At 65.5% G+C, this 24213-nt stretch carries 20 protein-coding genes, 1 tRNA gene and 1 pseudogene; 14 read left to right on the forward strand and 8 right to left on the reverse strand.

The features are described from left to right. Positions 1-50 precede the first annotated feature (50 nt). From AC3ANX_RS10805 to AC3ANX_RS10815, 3 genes are read left to right on the forward strand one after another with little or no spacing between them, the layout of a single operon-like run. Complete coding sequence (locus tag AC3ANX_RS10805) at positions 51-2531, forward strand: PAS domain-containing protein (RefSeq protein ID WP_488333288.1); 2481 nt, start codon at positions 51-53, stop codon at positions 2529-2531. A gap of 21 nt (positions 2532-2552) precedes the next feature. Continuing rightward, a complete protein-coding gene (locus AC3ANX_RS10810) occupies positions 2553-3803 on the forward strand; it encodes a D-amino acid dehydrogenase (RefSeq protein ID WP_488333289.1) in 1251 nt (416 codons plus the stop codon). 53 nt (positions 3804-3856) lie between these two features. After that, positions 3857-4690, forward strand: coding sequence for an NAD(P)-dependent oxidoreductase (locus AC3ANX_RS10815; protein ID WP_488333290.1), 834 nt, complete (start codon positions 3857-3859; stop codon positions 4688-4690). Positions 4691-4928: 238 nt separating this feature from the next. Here AC3ANX_RS10815 and msrB read toward each other — a convergent pair whose 3' ends face one another. From msrB to AC3ANX_RS10830, 3 genes are all read right to left on the reverse strand, one after another. Further along, positions 4929-5378 (reverse strand): peptide-methionine (R)-S-oxide reductase MsrB, encoded by a 450-nt coding sequence (msrB, locus tag AC3ANX_RS10820; protein ID WP_488333291.1) that lies wholly within the window; start codon positions 5376-5378, stop codon positions 4929-4931. Between the two features lie 34 nt (positions 5379-5412). Continuing rightward, complete coding sequence (locus AC3ANX_RS10825; RefSeq protein WP_488333292.1) at positions 5413-5733, reverse strand: DUF2218 domain-containing protein; 321 nt, start codon at positions 5731-5733, stop codon at positions 5413-5415. A gap of 82 nt (positions 5734-5815) precedes the next feature. Then, positions 5816-6424, reverse strand: a complete 609-nt coding sequence (locus tag AC3ANX_RS10830) for a PadR family transcriptional regulator (protein WP_488333293.1) — start codon at positions 6422-6424, stop codon at positions 5816-5818. Between the two features lie 108 nt (positions 6425-6532). Between AC3ANX_RS10830 and AC3ANX_RS10835 the strand changes: the two genes are divergently transcribed. The 4 genes from AC3ANX_RS10835 to AC3ANX_RS10850 all read left to right on the forward strand — a co-directional run bounded on the left by AC3ANX_RS10835 (position 6533) and on the right by AC3ANX_RS10850 (position 9146). Further along, complete coding sequence (locus AC3ANX_RS10835; protein ID WP_488333294.1) at positions 6533-7849, forward strand: replication-associated recombination protein A; 1317 nt, start codon at positions 6533-6535, stop codon at positions 7847-7849. Beyond that, on the forward strand, positions 7846-8202 hold the full coding sequence (locus AC3ANX_RS10840) for an MmcQ/YjbR family DNA-binding protein (RefSeq protein WP_488333295.1): 357 nt from the start codon (positions 7846-7848) through the stop codon (positions 8200-8202). The genes AC3ANX_RS10835 and AC3ANX_RS10840 overlap by 4 nt, the downstream gene beginning before the upstream one ends. Then, on the forward strand, positions 8192-9052 hold the full coding sequence (locus AC3ANX_RS10845) for a hypothetical protein (protein WP_488336933.1): 861 nt from the start codon (positions 8192-8194) through the stop codon (positions 9050-9052). Before AC3ANX_RS10840 ends, AC3ANX_RS10845 begins: the two co-directional genes overlap by 11 nt. Positions 9053-9070: 18 nt before the next feature. Next, positions 9071-9146: transfer RNA gene (locus AC3ANX_RS10850), tRNA-Thr, on the forward strand. Between the two features lie 326 nt (positions 9147-9472). Here AC3ANX_RS10850 and AC3ANX_RS10855 read toward each other — a convergent pair. The 3 genes from AC3ANX_RS10855 to AC3ANX_RS10865 all read right to left on the reverse strand — a co-directional run bounded on the left by AC3ANX_RS10855 (position 9473) and on the right by AC3ANX_RS10865 (position 12531). Beyond that, complete coding sequence (locus AC3ANX_RS10855) at positions 9473-9652, reverse strand: hypothetical protein (protein WP_488333296.1); 180 nt, start codon at positions 9650-9652, stop codon at positions 9473-9475. 223 nt (positions 9653-9875) lie between these two features. Beyond that, positions 9876-11087, reverse strand: a complete 1212-nt coding sequence (locus AC3ANX_RS10860) for an ATP-grasp domain-containing protein (protein ID WP_488333297.1) — start codon at positions 11085-11087, stop codon at positions 9876-9878. A gap of 10 nt (positions 11088-11097) precedes the next feature. Further along, entirely contained in the window at positions 11098-12531 is a 1434-nt protein-coding gene (locus tag AC3ANX_RS10865; RefSeq protein ID WP_488333298.1) for a pyridoxal phosphate-dependent decarboxylase family protein, read from the reverse strand. 160 nt (positions 12532-12691) lie between these two features. Here AC3ANX_RS10865 and AC3ANX_RS10870 point away from each other — a divergent pair. Together AC3ANX_RS10870 and AC3ANX_RS10875 are read left to right on the forward strand one after the other, a co-directional pair. Further along, a pseudogene (locus AC3ANX_RS10870) lies at positions 12692-12937 on the forward strand (DDE-type integrase/transposase/recombinase); the annotation flags it as partial. Positions 12938-13110: 173 nt separating this feature from the next. Further along, a complete protein-coding gene (locus tag AC3ANX_RS10875; protein WP_488333299.1) occupies positions 13111-13890 on the forward strand; it encodes a formylglycine-generating enzyme family protein in 780 nt (259 codons plus the stop codon). Positions 13891-13954: 64 nt separating this feature from the next. On the opposite strand, the gene AC3ANX_RS10880 is transcribed toward AC3ANX_RS10875, so the two are convergent. Both AC3ANX_RS10880 and AC3ANX_RS10885 read right to left on the reverse strand, forming a co-directional pair. Beyond that, positions 13955-15739 carry a sensor domain-containing diguanylate cyclase gene (locus tag AC3ANX_RS10880; protein ID WP_488333300.1) on the reverse strand — a complete coding sequence of 595 codons (1785 nt, stop codon included), beginning with the start codon at positions 15737-15739 and terminating at the stop codon, positions 13955-13957. A gap of 384 nt (positions 15740-16123) precedes the next feature. Then, a complete protein-coding gene (locus AC3ANX_RS10885) occupies positions 16124-18505 on the reverse strand; it encodes a TonB-dependent receptor (protein ID WP_488333301.1) in 2382 nt (793 codons plus the stop codon). A 210-nt stretch (positions 18506-18715) separates the two neighbouring features. On the opposite strand from AC3ANX_RS10885, the gene AC3ANX_RS10890 reads away from it, so the two are divergent. The 5 genes from AC3ANX_RS10890 (at position 18716) to AC3ANX_RS10910 (ending at position 23717) form a co-directional block, all read left to right on the forward strand. Then, on the forward strand, positions 18716-20101 hold the full coding sequence (locus AC3ANX_RS10890; RefSeq protein ID WP_488333302.1) for an inorganic phosphate transporter: 1386 nt from the start codon (positions 18716-18718) through the stop codon (positions 20099-20101). A 65-nt stretch (positions 20102-20166) separates the two neighbouring features. Continuing rightward, positions 20167-21576, forward strand: coding sequence for an alginate export family protein (locus tag AC3ANX_RS10895; protein WP_488333303.1), 1410 nt, complete (start codon positions 20167-20169; stop codon positions 21574-21576). Positions 21577-21644: 68 nt separating this feature from the next. Beyond that, positions 21645-21977 (forward strand): ArsR/SmtB family transcription factor, encoded by a 333-nt coding sequence (locus AC3ANX_RS10900; RefSeq protein WP_488333304.1) that lies wholly within the window; start codon positions 21645-21647, stop codon positions 21975-21977. A gap of 13 nt (positions 21978-21990) precedes the next feature. Then, a complete protein-coding gene (gene arsC, locus AC3ANX_RS10905) occupies positions 21991-22431 on the forward strand; it encodes an arsenate reductase (glutaredoxin) (RefSeq protein WP_488333305.1) in 441 nt (146 codons plus the stop codon). After that, positions 22431-23717, forward strand: coding sequence for an arsenic transporter (locus AC3ANX_RS10910; RefSeq protein ID WP_488333306.1), 1287 nt, complete (start codon positions 22431-22433; stop codon positions 23715-23717). The genes arsC and AC3ANX_RS10910 overlap by 1 nt, the downstream gene beginning before the upstream one ends. Positions 23718-24213 lie beyond the last annotated feature (496 nt).

Genomic DNA, 24213 nt, shown 5'->3' on the forward strand with positions numbered 1-24213 from the left:
TTTAGAAAATCCGCTCGTACAGCGGAGCCAACATCGGATATGCGACGGGCATGAAGGAAATTGACGCAGCCGGGCGTGAGCGACGCCGGCTGGAGGCGCTGGACAGGTATCAGATCCTCGACACGCCGCGCGAACCCGCGTTCGATGAACTGGCGCAGCTTGCCGCCGATCTGTGCGGAACGCCGATCGGTGTCGTCAACCTGATCGCCGAGGGCCGGCAGTTCTTCAAGGCCGAGGTCGGGCTGGGCGTACGCGAGACGCCGCTCGAAACCTCGTTCTGCGCGCACGCGATCCTCGAACAGGATTTCCTGCTCATCCCCGATGCGACCCAGGACGCGCGGTTCGACCATAATCCGCTCGTCAGCGGGGATGGCGGCCTGCGCTTCTATGCGGGCGCGTTGCTCAAGACGCCCGAAGGCTTGCCGATCGGTACGCTCTGCGTACTCGACACCAAGCCGCACGAGTTGAGCGATCTTCAGCGGCGCACCCTCACCGTGCTCGCCAACCAGGTGATGAGCCAGTTCGAGATGCAGCGCGCGATCCGCGAACGCACCGAACAGGCCGACCGCTATCGCACCTTGTTCGATACGATGGACGAGGGCTTCTGCATCATCGAGTTCTTCGATGGTCCGCACGGTCCGTTGAGCGATTACGTGCATGTCGAGGCGAACGCCGCCTATGCGGTCAACGCCGGCATTCCGAACGTCGTCGGGCAGAAGCTGCGCGAGATGGTCAGCCGCGAAGCCGCGGACGATTGGGTGGCGCGCTATGGCGGCGTGCTGCGCACCGGCGTGCCGATCCGCTTCGAGCGCGCGCTGGAGGAAACCGGGCGCTATCTTTCGCTCTCCGCCTTCCGCATCGAGCCGCCAAGCAAGAAGCAGGTGGCGGTGCTGTTCCAGGATGTGAGCGCGCGCCGCAAGGCCGAGCTTGAGCTGCTCCGCCTCAACGAGACGCTGGAGGCGCGCGTCACGCAGGCACTTGCCGAGCGGCGGCTGCTCGCGGAGGTGGTCGAGGCGGCGAACGCCTTCGTCTCGATCGTCGATCTGACCGGCCGCTGGATGGCGATGAACAGCGCCGCCGCACGCGAGTTCCAGCGCAATTTCGGCGTGCTGCCGAAGATCGGCGACCGGATGTTCGATCTGCTCGCCGATCGGCCTGAACAGGTCGCCGCGCTGCATTCGGTGTGGGACCGCGCGCTGGCCGGAGAGGAGTTCGTCACCATCGCCCGTCACGGCGAGGAAAGCGGCGATCCGCGCTCGTACGAGCTGCGCTTGAATGCGCTGCGGGCAGCCGATGGCCGGCGGATCGGGGCGTTCCAGTTCGCTTACGACATCACCGACCGTCTCGCCGAGCAGGAACGGTTCCGCGCGACCGAGGAAGCGCTGCGGCAAGCGCAGAAGATGGAGGCGGTCGGACAGCTCACCGGCGGCTTGGCGCATGATTTCAACAATCTGCTCGCCGGCATCTCGGGCTCGTTCGAGATGATCGGCACGCGGCTCGCGCAGGGCCGCACGCGCGATGTCGAGAAATACCTCTCCGCAGGACAGGGCGCGACGCGGCGCGCCTCTGCCCTCACCCACCGGCTGCTCGCGTTCTCGCGGCGGCAGACGCTCAGCCCGCGCCCGATCGTCATCAACCGGCTGATGAGCGAACTGGTGGAACTGGTCCAGCGTACCGTCGGCCCCGCGATCGAGATCGAGACGGTCGCCGCTGCCGGGCTGTGGTCCGCGCTGGTCGACGCAAACCAGCTTGAGAACGCGATCCTCAACCTGTGCATCAACGCGCGCGACGCGATGCCCGATGGCGGCAAGATTACCATCGAGACGGGCAACCGCTGGATCGACCAGCGCAGTGCCAGGGGCCATGGCCTCGAACCCGGCCAATATGTCGCGGTCTGCGTGAGCGATACCGGCGTCGGCATCGAGAAGGACATTCTCGACCGGGTGTTCGATCCGTTCTTCACCACCAAGCCGATCGGCGAGGGCACCGGTCTCGGCCTATCGATGGTGTATGGCTTCGCGCGGCAGAGCCATGGCCAGGTCCGCATCTATTCCGAGGTGGGCCAGGGCACGATGGTTTGCCTCTATCTGCCGCGCAACCTCGGCGATGCGGAGGAGCAGGAGGTCGCACCGGTGTTGCCCGAGGCGCTTCATGTCACCGCCGAGAAGACCATCCTCGTCGTCGACGATGAGCCGACCGTGCGGATGCTCGTGGTCGATGCGCTGGCCGAACTCGGCTATGCCTGTGCGGAGGCGGCGACGGGTGCGGAGGGCATCGAGATCCTGCGCGGCGCCGAGCGGATCGACATGCTCATCACCGATGTCGGCCTGCCCGGCGGCATGAACGGGCGCGAGGTGGCCGAGCGCGCGCGGGCGCTGGTGCCGGGCCTCAGCATTCTGTTCATCACCGGCTATGCCGAGAATGCGGTGCTCAACCACGGTCATATCGGGCATGGCATGGAGGTGCTGACCAAGCCTTTCGCGGTAAGCGATCTGACCGCGCGGGTACACCGGCTGCTGCGCGATGGCTGATCGCGCCCAAGGAGACGTGCGATGAAGGTGGTTGTCCTCGGCAGCGGCGTGGTGGGCGTCACCTCTGCCTGGTATCTCGCGCAGGCCGGGCACGAGGTGGTGGTGATCGACCGCCAGCGCGGCCCCGCGCTGGAGACGAGCTTCGCCAATGCGGGCGAGATTTCGCCCGGCTATGCCTCGCCCTGGGCGGCGCCGGGGATTCCGCAAAAGGCGGTGAAGTGGCTGATGATGCGCCACGCCCCGCTGATCCTGCGCCCGCAGCCCGATATGGCGATGCTGCGCTGGCTGGTGGCGATGCTGCGCAACTGCACCGCCGAACGCTATGCGATCAACAAGGCGCGGATGGTGCGCGTGGCCGAATACAGCCGCGACCGGCTCGACGCGCTGCGCCAGTTCACCGGCATCCGTTATGACGAGCGGATGCAGGGCACGCTGCAACTGTTCCGCGAACAGAAGCAGCTCGACGGCACCGGCAAGGATATCGCGGTGTTGAAGGAGGGCGGCGTGCCGTTCGAGTTGCTCGACCGCGCCGGCTGCATCGCCGCCGAGCCGGGGCTGGCGAACAGCGCAGTGCCGATCGCGGGCGGCCTGCGCCTGCCGCATGACGAGACCGGCGATTGCTTCAAGTTCACCAACCGGCTCGCCGAGCTTGCGGCAAATGCAGGCGTGGTGTTCGATTACGGCCGCACGATCCTGCGGCTGGAGCAGGAGGGCGGGCGCGTCACCGGCGTCGTCACCGATGCGGGACGGATCACCGCCGACACCTATCTTGTCGCGCTGGGCAGCTATTCGCCGGTGCTGGTGAAACCGCTCGGGCTCAGGCTGCCGGTATATCCGGTCAAGGGATATTCGATCACCGTGCCGATCACCGATGAGACCCGCGCGCCGGTGTCGACCTTGCTTGACGAAAGCTACAAGGTGGCGATCACCCGACTTGGCGACCGCATTCGCGTCGGCGGGATGGCGGAGATTTCAGGCTTCAACAACCATCTGCCCGAGGCGCGGCGCGCCACGCTCGAACATTCGGTGGGCGGGCTGTTTCCGGGAGGCGGCGATCTGGCGCGCGCAACCTTCTGGTCCGGGCTGCGCCCCATGACGCCCGACAGCGTGCCGGTGATCGGCAAGACCCGCCTGCCCAACCTGTTCCTCAACACCGGCCACGGCACGCTCGGCTGGACGATGGCATGCGGATCGGGGCAGGTCATCGCCGACATCATATCGGGCCGCAAACCCGAGATCGAAACGGGCGACCTGTCGCTCGACCGCTACTGAAAGGACGTATGATGCAGGTAGGCTTGATCGGGTTGGGCGCGATGGGGCGCGGCATGGCGGACAACCTTGTCAAGGCCGGGCATGAGGTGCTGATCTGGAACCGCTCGGGCGACGGCGGCAAGCCCGTGGACGGCGCGCGCATGGTCGAGACGCCGGCCGAGGTGTTCCAGACCGAGCTGGTGCTGACCATGCTGGCCGACGATGCCGCGATCCGTTCGGTCGTACTCGACGCCGGGTTGCTGACCGGTGCACGCGCCGGGCTGGTTCATGCCGTCACCGCGACGATCTCGGTCGCGTTCGCGGACGAGCTGGCGGCGGCGCATGCGACGGCGGGGGTCGGTTATCTCTCCGCGCCGGTGTTCGGCCGGCCCGATGCGGCGGCAGCGGGTGCGCTCAACATGGTGGTGGCGGGCGACGCCGCCGCGCACGCCACCGCCCGCCCTGCGTTCGAGGCGATGACGCAGAAAATCTGGGAACTGGGCGACGAACCGCATCAGGCCAATGCCGCCAAGATCGCCGGCAACATGATGATTACCTTCGCGATTGAAGCGATGGCCGAGGCGCTGGTGCTGACCGGCGACAATGGCGTGTCGGCCGAGGCGTTTTTCGAGCTGATGCTCGGCACGCTGTTTCCGGGGCGGATCTACCAGACCTACAGCAGCAAGATCGCGGCGGGCGATTATGAACCCGGATTCCGCATGAAGCTCGGCCTCAAGGATCTGCGGCTCGCGACCGAAGCGGCAGAGAAGGCGGGCAAGCGGTTGCCGATGCTCGACACCGTGCGCGGGCGTATGAGCGAGGCGGTCGAGGCGGGGATGCAGGACAAGGATTGGTCCGGGATTGCCAAGCTGTTGCTGGAGCAGGATGCCAAGACCAATCCGCGCTGACCACTTATGCTCCGTTCGTCCCGAGTAGCTGCCGAGTAGGGCCGAAGGCCCATATCGAGGTAGCGTATCAAAGGACAGGCCTCGCGCGGAACTGTGTTTCGAAACGGGTTCTCGATACGCCCTGCGGGCTACTCGATCCCTACTCGGCACGAACGGAGTGCTTGGCGATCTACCAGCCGCAACATCGAAAAGGGCCGCATCGCTGCGGCCCTTCTCGTCACTCACGATCACACGCGGCTCACGCCACTTCTTCGACCTGCGACAGATAGTCGCCGTACCCCTGCGCTTCCATGTCGTCGCGGTGAACGAAGCGCAGCGAGGCCGAGTTGATGCAATAGCGCAAACCGCCGCGATCGCGCGGGCCGTCGTCGAACACATGGCCGAGGTGACTATCGCCATGCTGCGAGCGGACCTCGGTGCGGATCATGCCGTGCGACACGTCGCGCAGTTCGGCGACATTCGCGGGTTCGATCGGCTTGGTGAAGCTCGGCCAGCCGCAGCCGGATTCGAACTTGTCCGAGGATGCGAACAGCGGCTCGCCCGAGACGATGTCGACGTAGATGCCCGGCTCCTTATTGTAGAGCAGCGGGCCGGTACCGGGCCGCTCGGTGCCCGATTGCTGGGTCACCCGGAACTGTTCGGGGGTGAGCGCCGCAACGGCGGCGTCGGTCTTCGCATAGTTGGCCATGAGAGATCCTTTCGCCGCCGGATATAGGGTGCGCTCAGGCGGCCTGCCAGTCGAACCGGAGCGGTGCCTCGCGGAAGGCGAAACGATCGAGATGGCGCGCGACCGCGCCCTTCAACCCTTCGAGCTGACCGTCCGAGCTCGCGTCGATCCGCACCGCAAGCGCCTCGGCGCCCGCATCGAACGTCACCAGCCCGTCGGCCGGCCAGTCGGCACCGCGCGCATCCCTGGGGAAGACGATCGTGCCGTGCTCGGGCGTGAACTCGACCGCGAGATTGTGCTGCCAGTGCTTGCAGAGCTGCTGGAGGTATTTGCTGGCGCTGGTGGTCGGCACGCTGGCGGTTGCGCTGGTGGTCATGGTCTTTTCCTTTCCCGCCGGGGCGTGCGGCCCCGGCGTTACGATCGCGAGCCGCTTACGCAGCATCTGCAACCGGGTCATGTCAGAGGCGCTCGATCTTCTGCGCCGCCTCGTCGAGCAAAGCGGCGATCTGGTGGAGCGTCTCGGTTTCGCCGCCATCGGCCATCAGCCGACCGCGGACTGCCATGGCGAGGTTGCCCATCGCACGGCGGATCGGTGCGCCATCGGTGCGTGCGCTCTGCTGGCCTACTTCGGCAAGCCGTGCGAACAGCGCCTCGACGAGCTCGGCATTCTCCGCGAGATTGGCGTTGCCCGCCTCGGTGGCGGTGAACAGCTTCTTCGCGCCCTCGCTCTTGCCGACCTCGACCAGCCCCATGTCGTCGAGCAACGTAAGCGTGGGATAGACCACGCCGGGGCTCGGCGCATAGGCGCCGCCGGTCAGTTCCTCGATCTGGCGGATCAGGTCGTAGCCGTGGCGCGGCTCATCGGCGATCAGCTTGAGGAGCACGAGCTTCAGCTCGCCACCGTCGAACATGCGACGCGCGCGTCCGCCGGGACCGCCACGCCCCTCGCCCCGGCCGCCGCCGAATGGATCACCCCACCCGCCGAAACCGCCGAAGCCGCCGCGACCCATGCCGTGATGACCGAAGCCGTGATGATGGTGGCCGCGATGGCCGCCGCGTTTGTTCATTCCGAACATATCGTTCCTTTCAATAACACGATGCAGCTAAGATATATCTTGATGTGTTTGACGCAAGCCCCGCTGTGAAATTTTTCGCGGGGCCCCTATCTTGAGCAGATGGCCGACCTTTTTGCCGCCTTCGATCCGCCCGCCACCGCCGAGGCGCTGCCCGATACCGCGCCGCTCGCCGACCGGCTGCGCCCGCAGCGGCTGGCGGATGTCGTCGGGCAGGATCACCTCACCGGCCCGGAAGGCGCGATCGGGCGGATGGTCGCGGCAGGAAGGCTGTCGTCGATGATCCTGTGGGGGCCGCCCGGCACCGGCAAGACGACGATCGCGCGGCTGCTCGCCGATGCGGTGGGCCTGCGCTTCGTCGCGATCTCGGCGGTGTTCTCAGGGGTAGCCGATCTCAAGAAGGCGTTCGCCGAGGCGCGCGATCATGCCCGGCTGGGCAAGCGCACGCTCCTGTTCGTGGACGAGATCCACCGCTTCAACCGCGCGCAGCAGGACGGTTTCCTGCCCTATGTCGAGGACGGCACCGTCACTTTGGTCGGCGCGACCACGGAGAATCCGTCGTTCGAACTCAACGCCGCGTTGCTCAGCCGCGCGCAGGTGCTGATCCTGCGCCGGCTCGATGCGACAGCGCTCGACCTGCTGCTCGCGCGCGGCGAGGCGCTGGAGGAGCGCCCCCTGCCCCTCACCCATGATGCGCGCGAGGCGATGGTGGCGAGCGCCGACGGCGACGGCCGCTTCCTGCTCAACCAGGCCGAGACGTTGTTTTCGGTCGATCTGCCCGAGCCGCTCGATGCCGCCGGATTGTCGGCGTTCCTGCAACGCCGCGTCGCTGTGTACGACAAGGATCGCGAGGGGCATTACAACCTCATCTCCGCGCTGCATAAATCCTTGCGCGGCTCGGACCCTCAGGCGTCGCTCTACTATCTCGCGCGGATGCTGACGGCGGGCGAGGAACCGCTCTACGTGCTGCGCCGGATCGTCCGCTTCGCAAGCGAGGACATCGGCCTCGCCGATTCGAACGCGCTGACCGTATGTCTCGCCGCCAAGGATGCCTATGAGTTCCTCGGCAGCCCCGAGGGGGAACTCGCCATCGCGCAGGCGTGCCTGTATTGCGCGACCGCGCCCAAATCGAACGCCGCCTACACCGCGCAGAAGGCGGCGTGGCGGGTGGCGAAGGAAACCGGCTCGCTGATGCCGCCTCCCAACATCCTCAACGCGCCGACCAAGCTGATGAAGGAGATCGGCTACGGCAAGGGCTATGCCTACGATCACGATACCGAGTCCGGCTATTCGGGTTCCGATTACTGGCCCGAGGAGATGGCCCCGCAGACCTTCTACACGCCGACCGATCGCGGCCTCGAAAAGCGCATCGCCGAGCGGATGGCGTGGTGGGCGGAACTGAAGGCGGCGCGCGAATGAGCCTGCGGTTCGAAACGTGGAACGATGTCGTCGCGTTCGCGCTGTCGCTGCCCGAAACGTCTCTCGATCCGTTCTACGGCCGCCCCTGCCCCAAGGTGAACAAGAAGGCCTTCGTCTCGCCCGGGCGTGAGGAAGCCACCAGTTTCCACGTGCCGAGCCCGCATGACGAGAAAGCGGTCCTGCTCGAAACCGATCCCGAAACCTTCTGGCAGACGCCGCATTACGAAGGCTGGCCGGGGCTGCTCGTCCGCTACGGCAGCACCGACCCGGAGCGTGTCGCCAGCGTCATCCGCCGCGCATGGTGGGACAAGGCGAGCGCGAAGCAACGCAAGGACTTCGGTGATCGCCCCTGATCGCTTCACCCGCTTCGCCGCGATCGACTGGTCGGGCGCCAAGGGTGCGCGCCATCCCGGCATCGCGCTCGCGACGTGCGAAGCGGGCGACGCGGCGCCCGCGCTGGTCGCGCCGCCGGGCGGGGCGTGGTCTCGCACGCAGGTGCTGGCGTGGCTAAAGGAGCATGCCGACGAGCCGCTCCTCATCGGCTTCGACTTCAGCTTCGCACCGCCGCTGATCGAGCGCGGCGCATATCTTCCGGGCGAGGACACGCCCACCACCGCCCGCGCCTTCTGGGCCTATGTCGATGCGCACAGCCCGGACGCGGACCTTGGCGCGGCCTCTTTTCTCGAACAGCGACGCGGCACGCACTTCTATCTCGGTGCCGCCGATGGCCCCAAGGCGAGCTTCCTGCACCACCGCCGCTGCGAGATGCAGTATAAGGCGAACGGCGGCGGCAAGCTGTCGACGCTGTACGATGCGATCGGCGCGGCGCAGGTCGCCAAGGCGAGCTTTGCGGGCATGCGCTTGCTCCATCATCTCGGGCCCGCGATCCCTGTGTGGCCGTTCGACCCGGTGCCTGCATCCGGCGCGCTGGTCGTGGAGATCTACACCACCATCGCCGCCCGCGCCGCCGGTCTGCGCAAGGGGCTGAGCAAGCTGCGGGATGCCGACGCACTCGATGGTGCGCTCGCGGCGCTGGGATCGCGCGGACACGTACCGCTGACACGCTACACCGATCATGCGACCGACGCGATCCTTGCCTCGGCGTGGCTGCGTGCGAACATCGCCGACGCCGGATTATGGCATCCACCCAGCCTGACTCCCACAATCGCGCGCAGCGAGGGCTGGACCTTCGGCATTTCCTGACGCATTGGGGGCGCGGATGCCGGTTTAGCTCAGCTGGTAGAGCAGCGGTTTTGTAAACCGAAGGTCGCGGGTTCGATTCCTGCAACCGGCACCAGTGCATGTTGAGAACATTGTAGAAACCGCAGAAATCTGCGGTATCTTGCCTGCTTTTGATCCCACCACGTCAATTGGGACGTCGATCGTTTGGGCGCTTCGCGACCGCAACGACCCAATCCCAGCCGTTTGCGAGACGTTTTGGCTTCCCAACTCCGGTCGCCCGTTCATGTCGCTTGAATGTCCAATATCAGGCGTTCGACTGCGGAAGGTTCGGTATCGGTCGGACCGCGCGTTCGGTAACATGGCTTGGCACCGGCGCGATCTGGAAGACAGTCTGCTCACCAATGCGACCAGCGACGACATCGACCAGCTGGGCGGGATTACTCACCTGGACATCTCCGCCAACACCGCGCCAGGATCGACGGCATCGAGCGGCTCGGTATGCGGCGCCACCAGCACTGACTGTTCGATCCCCATGCCCGGACCGATCCGCTCGATTTTGAGGCTGAGTGGCCGCAGCAGGTGCGGCACTCCGCGGGTCGGCCGCGACGTCCCGATCCCCACGCTCGTTTTTCCACCTGGGACGATGGACAACCGCCTAGTCGGTTCACCGCTGCGCACTTTGACTGGTTCAAGCACTGAGCAGAAAGGCAGACGCCTCGTCGCAGCCAACGTAAGCGAGCGTGGCTGGCCATAGTAGGCATCTTCACCAACCCGGCGTCACAATCGAAGACCCTTGGCCGTGCGCCGCCCGCCACCAATGCTATGATGACCCGCGCACGTGGTTCTACGCGGCCTCGCGGATCATGGGCACATTCGCCTGAACCATCGCGACGAAGGCATCGAACAATCGCTGCATCGCCGGCTTCTTGTAGGGAAATGTCATCGCGTCATCGAGGTCGTGGACGATCATGGCAACATCTACCTCAAACACCAGCAACCGACCGTCGGGCAACTCGGCGCAATCAATGCCGAAATAGTCGAGGCCTAGGTGGCGGTGGAGCGCATCGAAGGCGCTGGCGTGACGGATGGCGAAATCCCGGTCGAAGTTCTCCATCCACTCCGCCTCCATGGCGCGCTTTTCGGCACTTTCGGTCATGCCTGCGCCGAAATAGTGGACGATCCAGTGGCTAGAGAGCGCGAGGTGGCTGGGGTAAGGCCTGCCGCCGATCAGTACGATGCGCTGCTTGCTGAACAGGCCGTCCGTGCCACGATAATCCATGAACGGCGCAACGAAGAAGGTCTGATCGGTAGAACTCGCCAGATAGGTGGCAAGTTCGCCTGCATTGCTGGCGCGATCGAGGCCGCCGCCAGCGTGCGTACCGAGCGGACGGATAATGATCGGGAATGTCAGCCCCGAGGCAAGTTCATCGGCCGTCGCTTCCCCGGCCAGGTGCGCACTCAGCGCGGCACGATCGATCCGGTGCGTACGCGGCACCAGCAGTGCGGGCTCATCCACAAACATCGCGCTCACGCCGTCGCGGGTGAGGTTCGCAATCTTCCGTGGGTCGGCGTTGAGGACGGGCTTGCTCAACCGAGGCAGCAAGGTCGCCATCCTGGCCAAAACCGGGCGGTGCGCGGTCGCCTCGCCGATCGCGAGCAAGGCAACGTCATACTCGGGCAGATCGTCAAGATCAGCAGTGTCGGCATCGACGTAATGGAGCCACAGCACGGCGTTGGACCCCTTGAGCAGACAATCCACCGGCGTGTTTGCCATGAAGTCGCCGGGTGTAACGAACGCCAACAGCCGCACGCCACTGCCATCACCGTGCACTACGCGGTAGCTGCGACGGATCGCGAGCGCCTTCGTCATAATCGCCAGCGCCTCATCCGTGCGAGCATGGCTTTGTAGCATCATCGAAAGATCCATCATCGCCGCCGCGTCGTCACGGTCGGCGGTGACCCGCGCAACGCGGTCGGCCCATAACTCGGTCATATCCTGTCGCTCAAACGCCATCGGCAGGATACGGTGGAGGCCGGCGATGTCGGGATTGTTCATTCGATGTCCCTCAGGCACTCTCGGCGTGGCCGAAGGCGAGTACGCCTTCAATCAGCGCGTCGACGTCCCACAGCGTTGTGCGGTGATTAACCAAAGCGGCGCGGATGGCGGGAACGCCCTCCAGTAGCGTTATTGACGGAGCGACGCGTCCGGCGGCGTGAAGGCGCTCGACGATGCGGCGGTTGCGGTCGCCATCCTCCTTCCCGTTGCGGGCGAAGCCGAAGCAGACGATGTTGAGCGCGACTGGCGCGCGCAGAACCAGATCGGGATGCGCCTTCACCTGTGCCGCCAGCATCTGTGCGAGCTGGCAATTGGCTTCTATCGCCGCGCCGAGCGCCTTCAGCCCATAGGTCTTGAGCGTGAACCACGTTTTCAGTGCGCGGAACCCACGCGAAAGATCGGGGCCCATGTCGCATGGCCAGCGCTCGCCCGCGGCCAGCCCGCTGTTGGCGCGGGTGAGATAACCTGCTTCCGCCGCAAACGTATCGCGTTGCCACGTGCCATCGCGCACGAGGAGGAAACCGGCGTCATAAGGTACATGGCCCCACTTGTGGAAATCGAACGCGAGACTGTCGGCGCGCTCAATACCCGTGAGCAGCGGCGCGATTGCATCCGAGAACATCCCTAGCGCGCCAAGTGCACCATCGACGTGGAAGTGCAGCGCCTCCTGCCCGGCAACATCGGCGAGCGCGTGGAGATCGTCAATCGCACCGATATCGACGCTGCCGGCGGTGCCGATCAGCAGGAAGGGCGCAAAACCAGCGGCCCGATCGGCCCGGATCTGGTGAGCGAGTGCGGCGATGTCGATCGCGCCGTGTTCATCCGTCGCGATCCGCCGCAGCGCGTCGCTGCCGAGCCCGGCCATTTCCAGCGCGCGCGGCACGCAGCCGTGAACCCCCGCCGACGCATAAGCCAGCAGCCTCGGCGCCACCGCCACTCCGCCGCGCCGAGTGGCATGACATGCGCGCGTGCGCGCGATCAGCAGCGCGACGAAGTTCGCTTGCGAGGTTCCGGTCAGGAACAGGCCGTCTGCGCTTGCCGGGAAGCCGAACACCTCGCGCATCCAGGCGACCACCTGGCGTTCGACTTCGATGCCCATATGGTCGCGCCCGCCGCAGTTGGCGTTGAGGCCACCCGCCAGCATCTCGGCGAGCATCCCAACCGGAGTGCCCGCGCCCTGCACCCACCCCATGAAGCCAGGGTGCAGATTGCCGCTGCCATAGGGCAGAATTGTCTCGCGGAAGATCGCGTGCGTGTCGGCAAGATCGACGGCGTCAAGCGGTAGCGGCGCAGCCATTGCGGCGCGACCGCGATCCGATGGAGCCTGCCAGACTGGTTGGGCGCTCAAAGCTTGAAGGTGGTCCAGCATGTCGTCGAGCATCATGTGCGCCTGCGTGCGCGTGCTGCTCCAGTCGGCGGGATCGAGCGTGGTGTCGTGCGACAAGTTAGTCGAGCCGGCCGGCCCTCGTCGCAGCGTAGGTTCGACGGACACGGCGACTGTGTTCATAGGGGTCCCGGAAAGCACCCCGGCGCTGGCATGTCGCCGCATGATAATCTGTCCCCGACCGGCGCTTTCCCTCCTTTATAGGAGGATCTTACAGCTTTTGTTCGCCGGCGACATCCGCCGGCAGCGCGTTTCGCGCATGCGCGGCTTCCGCCGTTGGCGCTGGCACCTCGACGAGATGTACGTGAAGCTCAACGGCATGATGATATCCCTCCGGCGTGCCGTCGCCCACGAAGGTGATATCCTCGATAGCTACATCACCAGGACACGCGACAAGGTTGCAGCGCTTTGTTTTATGAGGAAGGCGCTGAAGCGTCACGGCTCTCCCGAGACAATCACCGCCAATGATTGAGCGAGGAAAAAGACATGAAGGCCTTAGCAACAGCGGTTCTTGGCCTCGTACTCATTGGCGGACCCGGAGCGCATGCCAAGCAAGCGCAGCGTGCGAGCTCACGAGTTACGTTTCGCGACTGTGCCGAGTGTTCGACCATGATCGTCATACCTGGCGGAAGCTTCACGATGGGATCCCCCGTCTCCGAAGTAGGCCACAAGACAGACGAGGAGCCGGTGACGAAGGTCGCAGTCGAACGCTTCGCGCTGGGCGCGACGGACGTCACCGTTGAACAATGGCGCACCTTCGTCGCCGATACGCATCAACCGGACGGCCAAGGCTGGGCCTATAGCGGATTGCCGAAGGAGGAGAGCGGACGGGCCTCGTGGCGCCATCTCGGCTTCGTTCAGCGCGACGACCAGCCCGTGGTCTGCGTCAGCTGGAACGAGGCGCAGGCGTATGTCAGGTGGTTAAGTCGCCGGACGGGGCGGGAATACCGTCTCCCCACGGAAGCGGAGTGGGAATATGCCGCGAGGGCCGACACCAGAACGGCCTACCCTTGGGGCGACACCGCCTCGCACGATCAGGCGAACTACGGCTCGGAGACCTGCTGCACCTCCGCCACAGGCGGCGCGGACCGGTGGGAGTACACATCCCCCGTGGGCTCCTTCCCACCGAACGCCTTTGGTCTCTACGACATGATCGGCAACGTCTGGCAGTGGACGCAGGACTGCTACGTCGACACGCTCGCGGGACGGCCGTCCTCCGGCGCCGCGGTGTTGCGAGAACCTTGCCAGTTCCGCGTGGCGCGGGGTGGCACCTGGGGCGACACGCCCGCCCTCGTCCGATCGGCTGCCCGCAACTACGCGCCGCCGCCGCGTCGCATCGTGGCGGAGTATCGCAGCGCCGGCTTCGGGCTGCGTGTGGCCAGTTCGGACACGGCACGCGGGAGACATGTGCTGCGCTAGACGACAGCGCGCGACGGGCGGTTAGTTCGAAAGCGAATGCCGGAAGGCTTTCGCCAGAACCACGTCAGGCCGCGAGGCGGAGCCTGTTCCGCCCGGCTGACTTGGCGGCGTACAGCGCTTCGTCGGCCGCACGGTACACCGTCTCACTGTCCGCGTCGGGTCGGATATCGGCGATACCGAAGCTCGCGGTCACGCGGACCTTGCGGCCGGAGAACGCGTCGACCACGCAGGCTTCGATCGCCTTGCGGACCCGCTCGCACGTCTGCGCCGCCGTCTCCGTAGCCGCGCCCCACAGAACGATCCCGAACTCCTCACCGCCGATCCGCGCCACCATGTCGCCGCTCCGGGTCGCCGCCTTCGCGGCGGCGGCGACGACCCTCAGCACGCTGTCGCCGGTCGCGTGTCCGTGCGTGTCGTTGACGGCCTTGAAGAAGTCGATGTCGAAGATCGCAACGCACCCCACCCCCTGTCCTGCGGCCACCTCCCTCCGGAGATATTCGAGGCGGCTGAAGAAGGCCTTCCGGTTGGGAATGCCGGTTAGCTGGTCGGTGACCGCCTCGTGGACGAGTTCGGCCTCCGCCGCCTTCCTGTCGGTAACGTCGCGCACGACCAGAATGAGACCGGCGGGCGTGCCTTCCGCGTCGGTGTAGCTGCGCATCCGCGTCTCGCACCAGATGACCCTGCCGCCCCGCACCGTCGCGCGGTACTCGAGGGCGATCGTCGCCTCGGGCTTCGAGATCGCTTCGGCGCGCGCGGCGCGGAACGTCGAGATGTCGTCGGCAAGCACGAAGTCGCGCGAGTTGCGGCCGACGACCTCCTCCGCGCCGAACCCGGTCAGGGACCGGATCGCCGGCGAGCAGTACAGCACATCCCCGTCGAGGTCCGTGTGGATGAGCGTGTCGCCCAGGTTCTCCGCCAGCAGGCGGTAGGTCGTCTCGCTCTGCCGAAGTCGCATCGCGAGCGCCTCCCGACGACGCAGTTCGGTGGCCGCCGGAAGAACGACCATCACCGCCACCGCAAGGTATAGCTGGAAGAACTGCGCGCGCGTTCCGGCCGAACCCTGCATGAGGCCGATGGGGCCGTGGCCGTGCAGGGTGAAGGCTCCGCCGACGACCATCAGGATGAGAACCGAGCTGGTCGCCCCCAACCGCCCGAGGCGGAACGTCGCGATGATCAGCGGCAGAATGGGAAGGAACAGAAGCGGGTAGCGCTCCTGCCCGAAGACGCACAGCGATGTGACAAAGACGGCCGCCAGCAGAAGGAGAGCCTCGAGCTTGTGCCGTGACGATGTCGCACGATACCAGGTGGCGCCCTCCCCGCGCAGCACGAGCAGCAGGAGTGGCGCCACGCTGATGGTGCCGAGACCGTGGGCGGCGAACCACGCCTGCCAGTTCGGCCAGAACGGCTGATCGGTGTGGAGCGCGATCACGCCCGCACCGAGCAGGCCGGAGAGCGCGGGCGCGACGAGACCGGCGGCGAACACGAAGACGGCGAGAGACCGCAGACCGTCGAAGGACGTCAGATCTTCACCGCTCCTGCGCAGGATCAGCGCGCCGAGCGCGCCCTCCGCGACGATCGCGATGGACAGCGGAACGCCTGCGATCGGGCCGACGCCGAAGATGGAAGAGGCCGTCCAGGAGGCGAGACACGTGGCGAGCATCGGCCAGAGCCATGTGCGCGCGGGCCTCACCGCCAGGAACGCGAACAGCGGCGCGGTGGCCGGCCAGAGGAAGGCCGCACCCCCGGTGAAGCGGGTCAGCTTTATGCTCGCGCTGGCGAGCAGGAAGAAGGACACGGCGAGCAGAACCGTCTTGAGGGTCCGCCCAGCCACCTGATTCATCGCCGCCATCCGCTCCATTGCCGCGACTGTATAGCCAGACGTGGCTAACATTTCGTTGCGGCGGGGCGGAGTTGCCGCTTGCCCACGACTCGCGCCACCCGATCACCGCCTGCGTGATCCTCGCTGCAAGCGATCTGCGCCTGCGTCCGTCGATCATTGTGAGATGCTGCCGGGAACAGTGGAGTCACACTCGTACAGCTCGATCGCAGAACGATGCTGATCACCGGCGCGGCTATGCTGCGCGCGGGCGGTCGGGTTCCACATGATGCCTTCCAAGCGTCACATCATCAGATCAAAGCCCGTCAAGCGAGAGCATCACAGCCGACGGCGCCTGGGCGCCGCCGGTCGCACAAAGCCTCGAAGCAAGTATTCAGGTTCATTTAGACCGGAAAATCAGAACCCTTTCTTCACGGAGATGAAGAACTGCCGCGGGGCACCTGCGAGCAGGGTCTGGTTGTCCCCGCTGGCGGTAAACCCGTTCGAGCCGATCGTGCCGATATACTTTTTGTCGGTCAGATTGGTGACGCTGCCCTCGATCGCGACGCCGTGCAGCACGCCCTCCCCCTCGAAGCGATAGCCGACGCTCGCATCCACCAGCACGCGCGCGGAGACCGATTCGTCGTCGAGATAGGTGAAGTACCGCTTGCTCATGTAATCCGCGCCGACGCGCGCGGTGAAGCCGGACTGTTCGAACACGACCTCGCCCTTCACCATGTGTTCGGGCGTATCGACCACCATCTTGCCCTTGGTCGCAACCAGCAGCGCCCCCTGCGCGCTGCGCACGTCGTCGGCGTAGGTGGAGTGGTTGTATGAATAGCTCGCGAAGAGCGACAGCGGCGTGAACACGCGGTAATTTGCCGAAAGCTCCGCACCGTACGTATGAACCGCGCCGACGTTGTTTAGCGTCGCGGGATTGCCGATGATGCCTGCGCCATTGGCAAAGGCGAGCAGGCGGTTGGTGAAGTCGACGTAATAGCCGACTGCCGATGCCTCGAACGGCCCCTCACGCAAGCGCAGCCCGCCCTCGGCCGTCTTCGAGCGTTCCGGCTTCAACTGGCCACGGATCGCGTCGAAACCAGCCTGCGTGGTCGAGAACGGACCCGTTGTCGCAGACGATACGAACGCACGCATGTTCTCGGTGTAATCGGCGAACACCTCCGCTTGCGGCGTGAGCTTGAACACCACGCCCGCCTGCGGCTGAAACAGATCGCGCGCGGTGATCCGCCCCGTGGCGAGCGGCGAGGTCGTATCGCCGAGCATGACGGCGCGGTTGACGACGTACACGCCTTTCCAGCCGCCGTTCACCGTCAGACGATCGTCGAGCAGTCGCAGCGTGTCCTCGACGTGATATTGCAGCGTCTCGGTATTGTATTTGCCATCCCACTGCGTCGCATAGGCGTTGCGCTGGAAGCTGAGCGTGTCGCGGTTCGGCGTCGCGCTGTCGGTCATTCCATAGAAGCGGCGCGCCTGTATGAAGTCGTTATTCTCGTACCAGCCGCCAATCTCGATACGGTTCGCGCCCGTTTCGTAGGACAAGGTGCCGATGCCGCCGAACCGCTTGATGGCATATTCGGTGGTGCGAAAACCAAGCGGGCTCGGCGCGGTGATGACCGATCCGTCATCGTTCAGAGCACCCACGGGCGTTGGCGAGTAGGGCGTGACCCACGAACCCTGCCCCTTGTTCTGATGGTAGTAGGTGGTCGTCTTCAACCTCAGTTCGGGCGTAAGATGCGCGTCGAACGTCACGCCGCCGAGATAGTCGCGACGCAGGCCGCCGGCGTCGTAATAGGCGTCGTCCACTGTACCGAAGCCCGTCGGCAAGGTCGTGCCGACACCGGCCCACGGGAGCGGCGCCTTGGCTGCGGCGGCGACCTCATTCTGGTAGATCTTGGCAATCTGCAGCGCGAGCGGATAGTTGTTGGCGATATTGTCATCGCGCAAGCCCCGGCGCGCGATGATGTCGTTGCTCAGATCCTGGTAATCCTGCTCGCGTCGATCGGAGAAGTTGAAGAACGCCGAGATACTGCCAAGCGCCCCGAGATCCTCGACGAGCTTGGCATTGGCCTGATGCTGGCGCTGGGTGCCATAGCCCTTCCACTTGTCCGTGGTGAGATAGCCGTAGCTGACATAGCCGCTCAGCCCGTGGCCGATGTCGCCGCTGTCGAGCCGCGCATAAGCGCGATAGGTGTTGTCGGAGCCATACGTACCGCTCCCGGTGATCGCGGGCGTCGCGTGCGGCATCGCGCTGAAAAATTCGATCGTGCCGCCGAGATTGCTGGTCGATGCGGTGCCGAGCGCACCCGCGCCCTGCGCCACGTCCGTGCGCGCCACGTTTTCGGAGATGATCGCGCGGCTGATGTGCAGGCCGTTGACGTTGCCGTAGCTCATATCGCCAAGCGGCACGCCGTCGAGCGTGAAGCCAAGCTGGTTCTGGTTGAAGCCGCGCAGCGATATACGCACCGCCCATTCATAAGCGCCGAACGGATCCGCCGCCTGGAAGTTGACGCCGGGCAGCTTCTCGATCGCTTTCAACGGGCTCGAGCCGGGCGTCAGCCGTGCGATATCTGCGGCGTTGACGCTCTGCACCTGGCGGCTTTGGCCGAAGCCAAGCACGACGATATCGGCACCGGGCGCAGCGGTCGCAGTCGGGTCGGCGCCTGCGCCGTTCGCCGCCGCGGCCGGCCGATCAACGGGATCGGTCTGCGCTTCGGCAGCTAGCGGCGCGACAATGGCCGCGAATGCGATGCTGGTCAGAAGTCGAACAACGGTTTTCATGGTGCCCCCTTGCGCCGCTTTGGCGTCGCAAGCCCCATGGAGACGCGACATGACACGCCGGGGACGGAGGTATTACGCTGTCATGACGCACACCTTTCGGTAAATGGCACTTCCCGGTCTCAGTCGATCGTCCGCAGTGAAACCGGCCTGTCATGTTGCTGGCCCAGAGGGGATCGCCTGGCATTCTGACCCGGCGAAAGGAACATGCCGATGTTCGCTGCCGTACCGCCTGGGTCGTCGCTTGCTTTGATGCTTCTCGGCGCCTGCCTGGTGCTCGTTCTGATCTTCGAATTCTCCAACGGGTTTCATGATACCGCGAACGCCGTCGCGACCGTAATCTACACGAACTCCCTCAAGCCGGCTCAGGCGGTGGTCTGGTCCGGTCTGATGAATTTCACCGGCGTCATGGTCGGCGGAATCGCGGTCGCCTACGCCCTTGTCGAAATCCTGCCGCCCGAGGTGTTGAGCCCGCCGAATGGCGACCCGGCGATCGGAATGCTCGCCGCTTTGTTCACAACATCACTGCTTTGGAATGTCGGCACCTGGGCGCTGGGCATACCCAACTCCAGCAGCCACGCGTTGATCGGATCTCTTGTCGGCGTCTCGATCGCCTCGACGCTACGACAGTCGCGTCCGCTGCACGAAGGCGTCGATTGGTCGCAGATCGTCGCAGTGCTCGACGCTCTGCTCGTTTCGCCAGTGCTTGGCTTTGCGCTTGCGTGGCTGCTGTTCCGCCTGGTGCGGCTGCTGTTCAAGGACCAGCACCTGTACGAGCCGCCGGAAGGCGACACTCCACCGGTTTGGTGGATGCGGGCGATCCTGATCGCCACCTGCACCGGCGTTTCGTTCTCGCACGGCAGCAACGATGGTCAGAAGAGCATCGGCCTGATCATGCTGACCGTCATCGGGCTTGCGCCCTTCACCTTCGCGATCAACGAGGATCTAGCGCCAAGCAAGGTTGCTGGCATCCTGCCTCAGCTTGCGAGCGCGACGTCGCTCATCGCAAAGGATGGAAGCAGCAAGAAGGCCGAAGGCCTCAACGCCGCTGCGGATGCCATGGCGCTGGTCAAGGGCGTCACGCGCTTGAGCGCGGTGCCGCATGACAAGCGCGTACGGCTACGCGCAGACACCAACCGCGTTATCGCCGAGCTGAAGACGGTCGGCGAAAACACGGGTGGAAACGCATCCAAGAGCGAGCAAGCGACCGCGAAGGCACTTCAGAAGGATCTCACCGGGCTGGTGAACTATGTGCCGTGGTGGGTACGCATCGTCTCGGCCGTCTGCCTCGGGCTTGGCACGATGGTCGGCTACAAGCGCATCGTGAAGACGCTCGGCGAACGGCTCGGCAAGAAGCATCTGGTGCCGGCGCAGGGCGCCTCCGCCGAAGTCGTTGCCGCGGCGGTGATCGGCGTCGCGGGCCTCACCGGCGGCCCGGTCTCCACCACGCACGTTGTCACGTCAGGAATCGCGGGGACGATGGTCGGTTCGGGCTCCGGCGTGCAGATGGGGACGGTGTGGCAAATCGCCCTCGCGTGGATCCTCACCCTTCCGTCCACGATCGTAATCTCAGGTGCGTTGTTCTGGCTGCTGGCATGAACCCCACGCGGGTGCCGGGCACACACGCCGCCGCCTGAATCCATCCTGCCGATCTGGAGACCGACATGCGATACCGCCACTACGCTGGTCTGGTGCTTCTCTGGACAGGTGCGCCCACAAGCCTGTGGGCGCAGTCGCCGCCCGCGTCGCCCGCATCTTCGACCGAAAAGCCCGGCAAGGAAGAGACCGCGCCCAAGGAGGATGACAATGGTCTGATCCTGTCCTTCTCCAGCCGCGCCCGCTTCGAAACCGTCGCCGGGCGGCCGCGGCCTGATTACGCCACCTCGGAAGACGCGGTCGAACTGCGCACCGGCGTGGCGGCGGAATACGGCCCGGGACCGCTTGCGATCGGCGGGGAACTCATCGACAGCCGCGCCTATGATCTCGACCGCAAGACCTTTCTCGGGCGCGACGATATCAACACGGTCGAACTGCCGCAGGCCTATCTGAAGCTCCGGCTCGACGATGCGCTTGGGGCGGGCAGCAAAATCGCGTTCCAGGGCGGCCGCTTCCTGCTCAATCTCGGCTCGGGACGGCTGATCGCCACCGACGAATATCGCAACACCGTCAACGGCTTTACGGGCATGCGCGTCGATCTCGCGCCGGACAAGAAGACCGAGCTGACCCTGTTCTACGTGTTGCCGCAGGAGCGCCTGCCGAGCGACACGAGCGGCCTCCGACACAACCGGGTCGAGTTCGATCGCGAGACGTTCGACGACGCCTTGTTCGGGGCGCACCTGCAACGCAAAGGCCTCTTCGGCGGCGCTCAGGGCGAGATCGCCTATTACCGTCTGGTCGAGCGTGACACGCCTGGCCGCGCCACGGCCGACCGCCGGCTCCACACGGTCGACGCACGGCTGTTCCGCGAGCCCAAGCCTGCGTTGGTCGATTACGACGTGGAAGGCGTGTACCAGTTCGGCCATGCCAGCGCCTCCACCACGGCGAGCGCCACCTTCCGGCGCGTCTCCGCCGGCTTCGCGCATGCGGCCCTCGGCTATACGTTCGACACGGCGCTGAAACTGCGGCTCGGCCTGTTCTACGATTATGCGAGCGGCGACCGCCCGGGCGGCAGCTTTGGCCGTTTCGACACACTCTTCGGCAGCCGCCGTGAGGATCTTGGGCCGTCGGGCACCTATTCGATGATCGCGCGCGAGAACATCAGCGCGCCAGGCGTGCGCATCGACATGAAGCCCGGCAAGCGCTTCGAAGGACTTGCCGATTACCGCCCGATCTGGCTCGCATCGCGCTTCGATCGCTTTGCCGGCGTGACGGACGCAACCGGGCGGTCGGGCACTTTCGCAGGCAATCAGGTCGAGGGTCGGCTGCGCTACTGGCTCGTCCCCGAGCACCTGCGGCTCGAAACCAACTTCGCGGTGTTGTTCAAGGGAGGCTTCCTCAGGGATGCTCCCAAGGCGCTCGCCGCGAAATCTGACACGGTGCGCTTTCTTGAGACCAATCTGCAGGTTACCTTCTGACAAAGGATGAACAACCACGCCCTAAAATCGGAAGTGACGCGCCCTGATAAATCCACTATGCTGGATTCATGGATAATAATTCGGCCATCGCTGCCCTTGGTTCACTTGCCCAGGCCACCCGCCTGGATGTTTTCCGCCTTCTTGTGCGGCATGAGCCAGACGGCATGGCGGCGGGCGAGATCGCTCGTCAGCTCGACGTGCCGCAGAACACAATGTCCGCGCATCTCGGCATCCTCGCGCGCGCCGGCATCGTGCGATCCGAGCGGCATAGCCGCTCCATCATCTACCGTGCCGACCTCGACGGCTTGCGGGCGCTTTTGATGTTCCTGGCCAAGGACTGCTGCGAAGGCTCGCCCGAGTTGTGCGCGCCGCTCCTCGCCGAACTCAACCCCTGCTGCTGAAAGGACGCCCAAGATGACCAGGGATGCTGCCTTCGACGTCGTGATCTACCACAATCCTGCCTGCGGCACCTCGCGCAACACGCTGGCTATGATCCGCAACGCCGGAATAGAGCCGCACGTCGTCGAGTATCTGAAGACACCGCCATCCCGCGCCCTGCTGGTCGAGCTGATCGACCGCGCCGGCATCACGCCTCGCGATCTGCTGCGCGAGAAGGGCACGCCATACGGCGAACTCGGCCTCGGCGACGCTTCGCTGACCGACGACGCTCTGATCGATGCCATGATGGACCACCCTATCCTCATCAACCGCCCGCTGGTCGTCTCGCCGCTCGGGGTGAGGCTGTGCCGACCATCGGAGACCGTCCTCGATCTGCTGCACGAGGCGCAGCGTGGCGCCTTTGCCAAGGAGGACGGCGAACAGGTGGTGAATGCCGCCGGGCAGCGCGTCGCCTGATGCTCCTCGCCCTCGCCATTTTCGTCGTCACGATCGCCCTCGTTATCTGGCAGCCGCGAGGCCTCGGTATCGGCTGGAGCGCGCTGGGCGGTGCGGCCGTGGCGGTGCTCGCCGGGGTCGTCTCGCTCTCCGACGTGCCGGTGGTTTGGGACATCGTCTGGAATGCGACCGCGACGTTCGTCGCGATCATCATCGTCAGCCTGCTGCTGGACGAGGCCGGCTTCTTCGAATGGGCGGCGCTGCACGTCGCCCGCTGGGGCTGCGGGCACGGCCGGCGCCTGTTCGTCCTGATCATCCTCCTCGGCGCAGCCGTGTCCGCGCTGTTCGCCAACGATGGCGCGGCGCTGATCCTCACTCCGATCGTCATCGCGATGCTGCGAGCACTCGGCTACCGCGACAAGGCGACGCTGGCGTTCGTGATGGCAGCGGGCTTCGTGGCCGACACGGCCAGTCTGCCACTGATCGTCTCGAACCTGGTCAACATCGTCTCGGCCGACGTCTTCCGGATCGGGTTCGCCGACTACGCCTCGGTGATGGTGCCGGTGGATCTCGCGTCCATCGCCGCGACGCTGGTAGTGCTGCTGCTGTTCTTCCGCCGCGAGGTGCCGACCGGCTACGACGTCGCGCAGCTGCGCACACCGGCAGACGCGATCCGGGATCCCGCCACGTTCAAGGCCGGCTGGGTCGTCCTCGCCGCCCTCCTGACCGGCTTCTTCCTGCTCGAGCCCATCGGCGTTCCGATCAGCGCGGTCGCCGCTGCCGGCGCGGTCCTGCTGCTCGCCGTCGCTGCGCGCGGCCACATCATCGAGACTCGCAAGGTTCTGCGCGGCGCGCCGTGGCAGGTCGTACTCTTCTCGCTCGGCATGTATCTGGTCGTCTATGGCCTGAGGAACGCCGGGCTGACCGAGCATCTCGCCGGTCTCCTCGACCGCACCGCCCAGGGCGGCGTCTGGGGCGCGGCATTAGGCACCGGCATCATCGCCGCGCTGCTGTCGTCGGTCATGAACAATATGCCGACAGTCCTGGTCGGTGCCCTGTCGATCGACGCGACCCACGCCACCGGCGTTGTCCGGGAGGCGATGATCTACGCCAACGTGATTGGCTGCGATCTCGGCCCCAAAATCACGCCGATCGGCTCGCTCGCGACGCTGCTGTGGCTACACGTCCTCGGGCAAAAGGGCATCCGGATCGGCTGGGGTTACTACTTCAGGGTCGGCGTGACCATGACCATCCCGGTGCTGCTGGTGACGCTCGCCGCGCTCGCGCTGCGGATCAGCGGCCGATGAGCGCAGGATCTCAACCAGCTAAGGTGGTGGGCGGGCGCAGCAGATCGTGATCGGCACTCGGAACGAAGGGGCGCCGGCGTGCCGTTCGCCGCGGCCGCCGACCTGTCGAGCCATCCAGAAATTGGTCTGAACGATCGGCAGATCGTCGCTATGGCTGATGCGCCAGATATCCTCGCTCGATGGGAGTCAACGGTCGTCCCCGTGACAGACTGACCCGCAAGACCGCGTTCACGGGCCATTTGTCACTGCTCGACTCCCATCGCTCCTTCATTTTCCGCCTCGCGGCGGTAGCATGGGATGATGTGGGCTTGCTGTCATCCCACTCGATCTTCGATGAGTTCTCCACGGAAGCAGGCAGCGGCAGCGGCACTGTGGTAATTGTTACCGCAGGTCACAAAAGTTCAACAAGCGCAGCTTAGAGAGCGTTTCAGGACGCGAACGCTACGCATCACCCGTCCGATCCTGAATGGGGAGCCAAAACCTTGAACCGCTCAAC

The organism is Sphingomonas sp. BRN-1R (genome assembly GCF_057748035.1).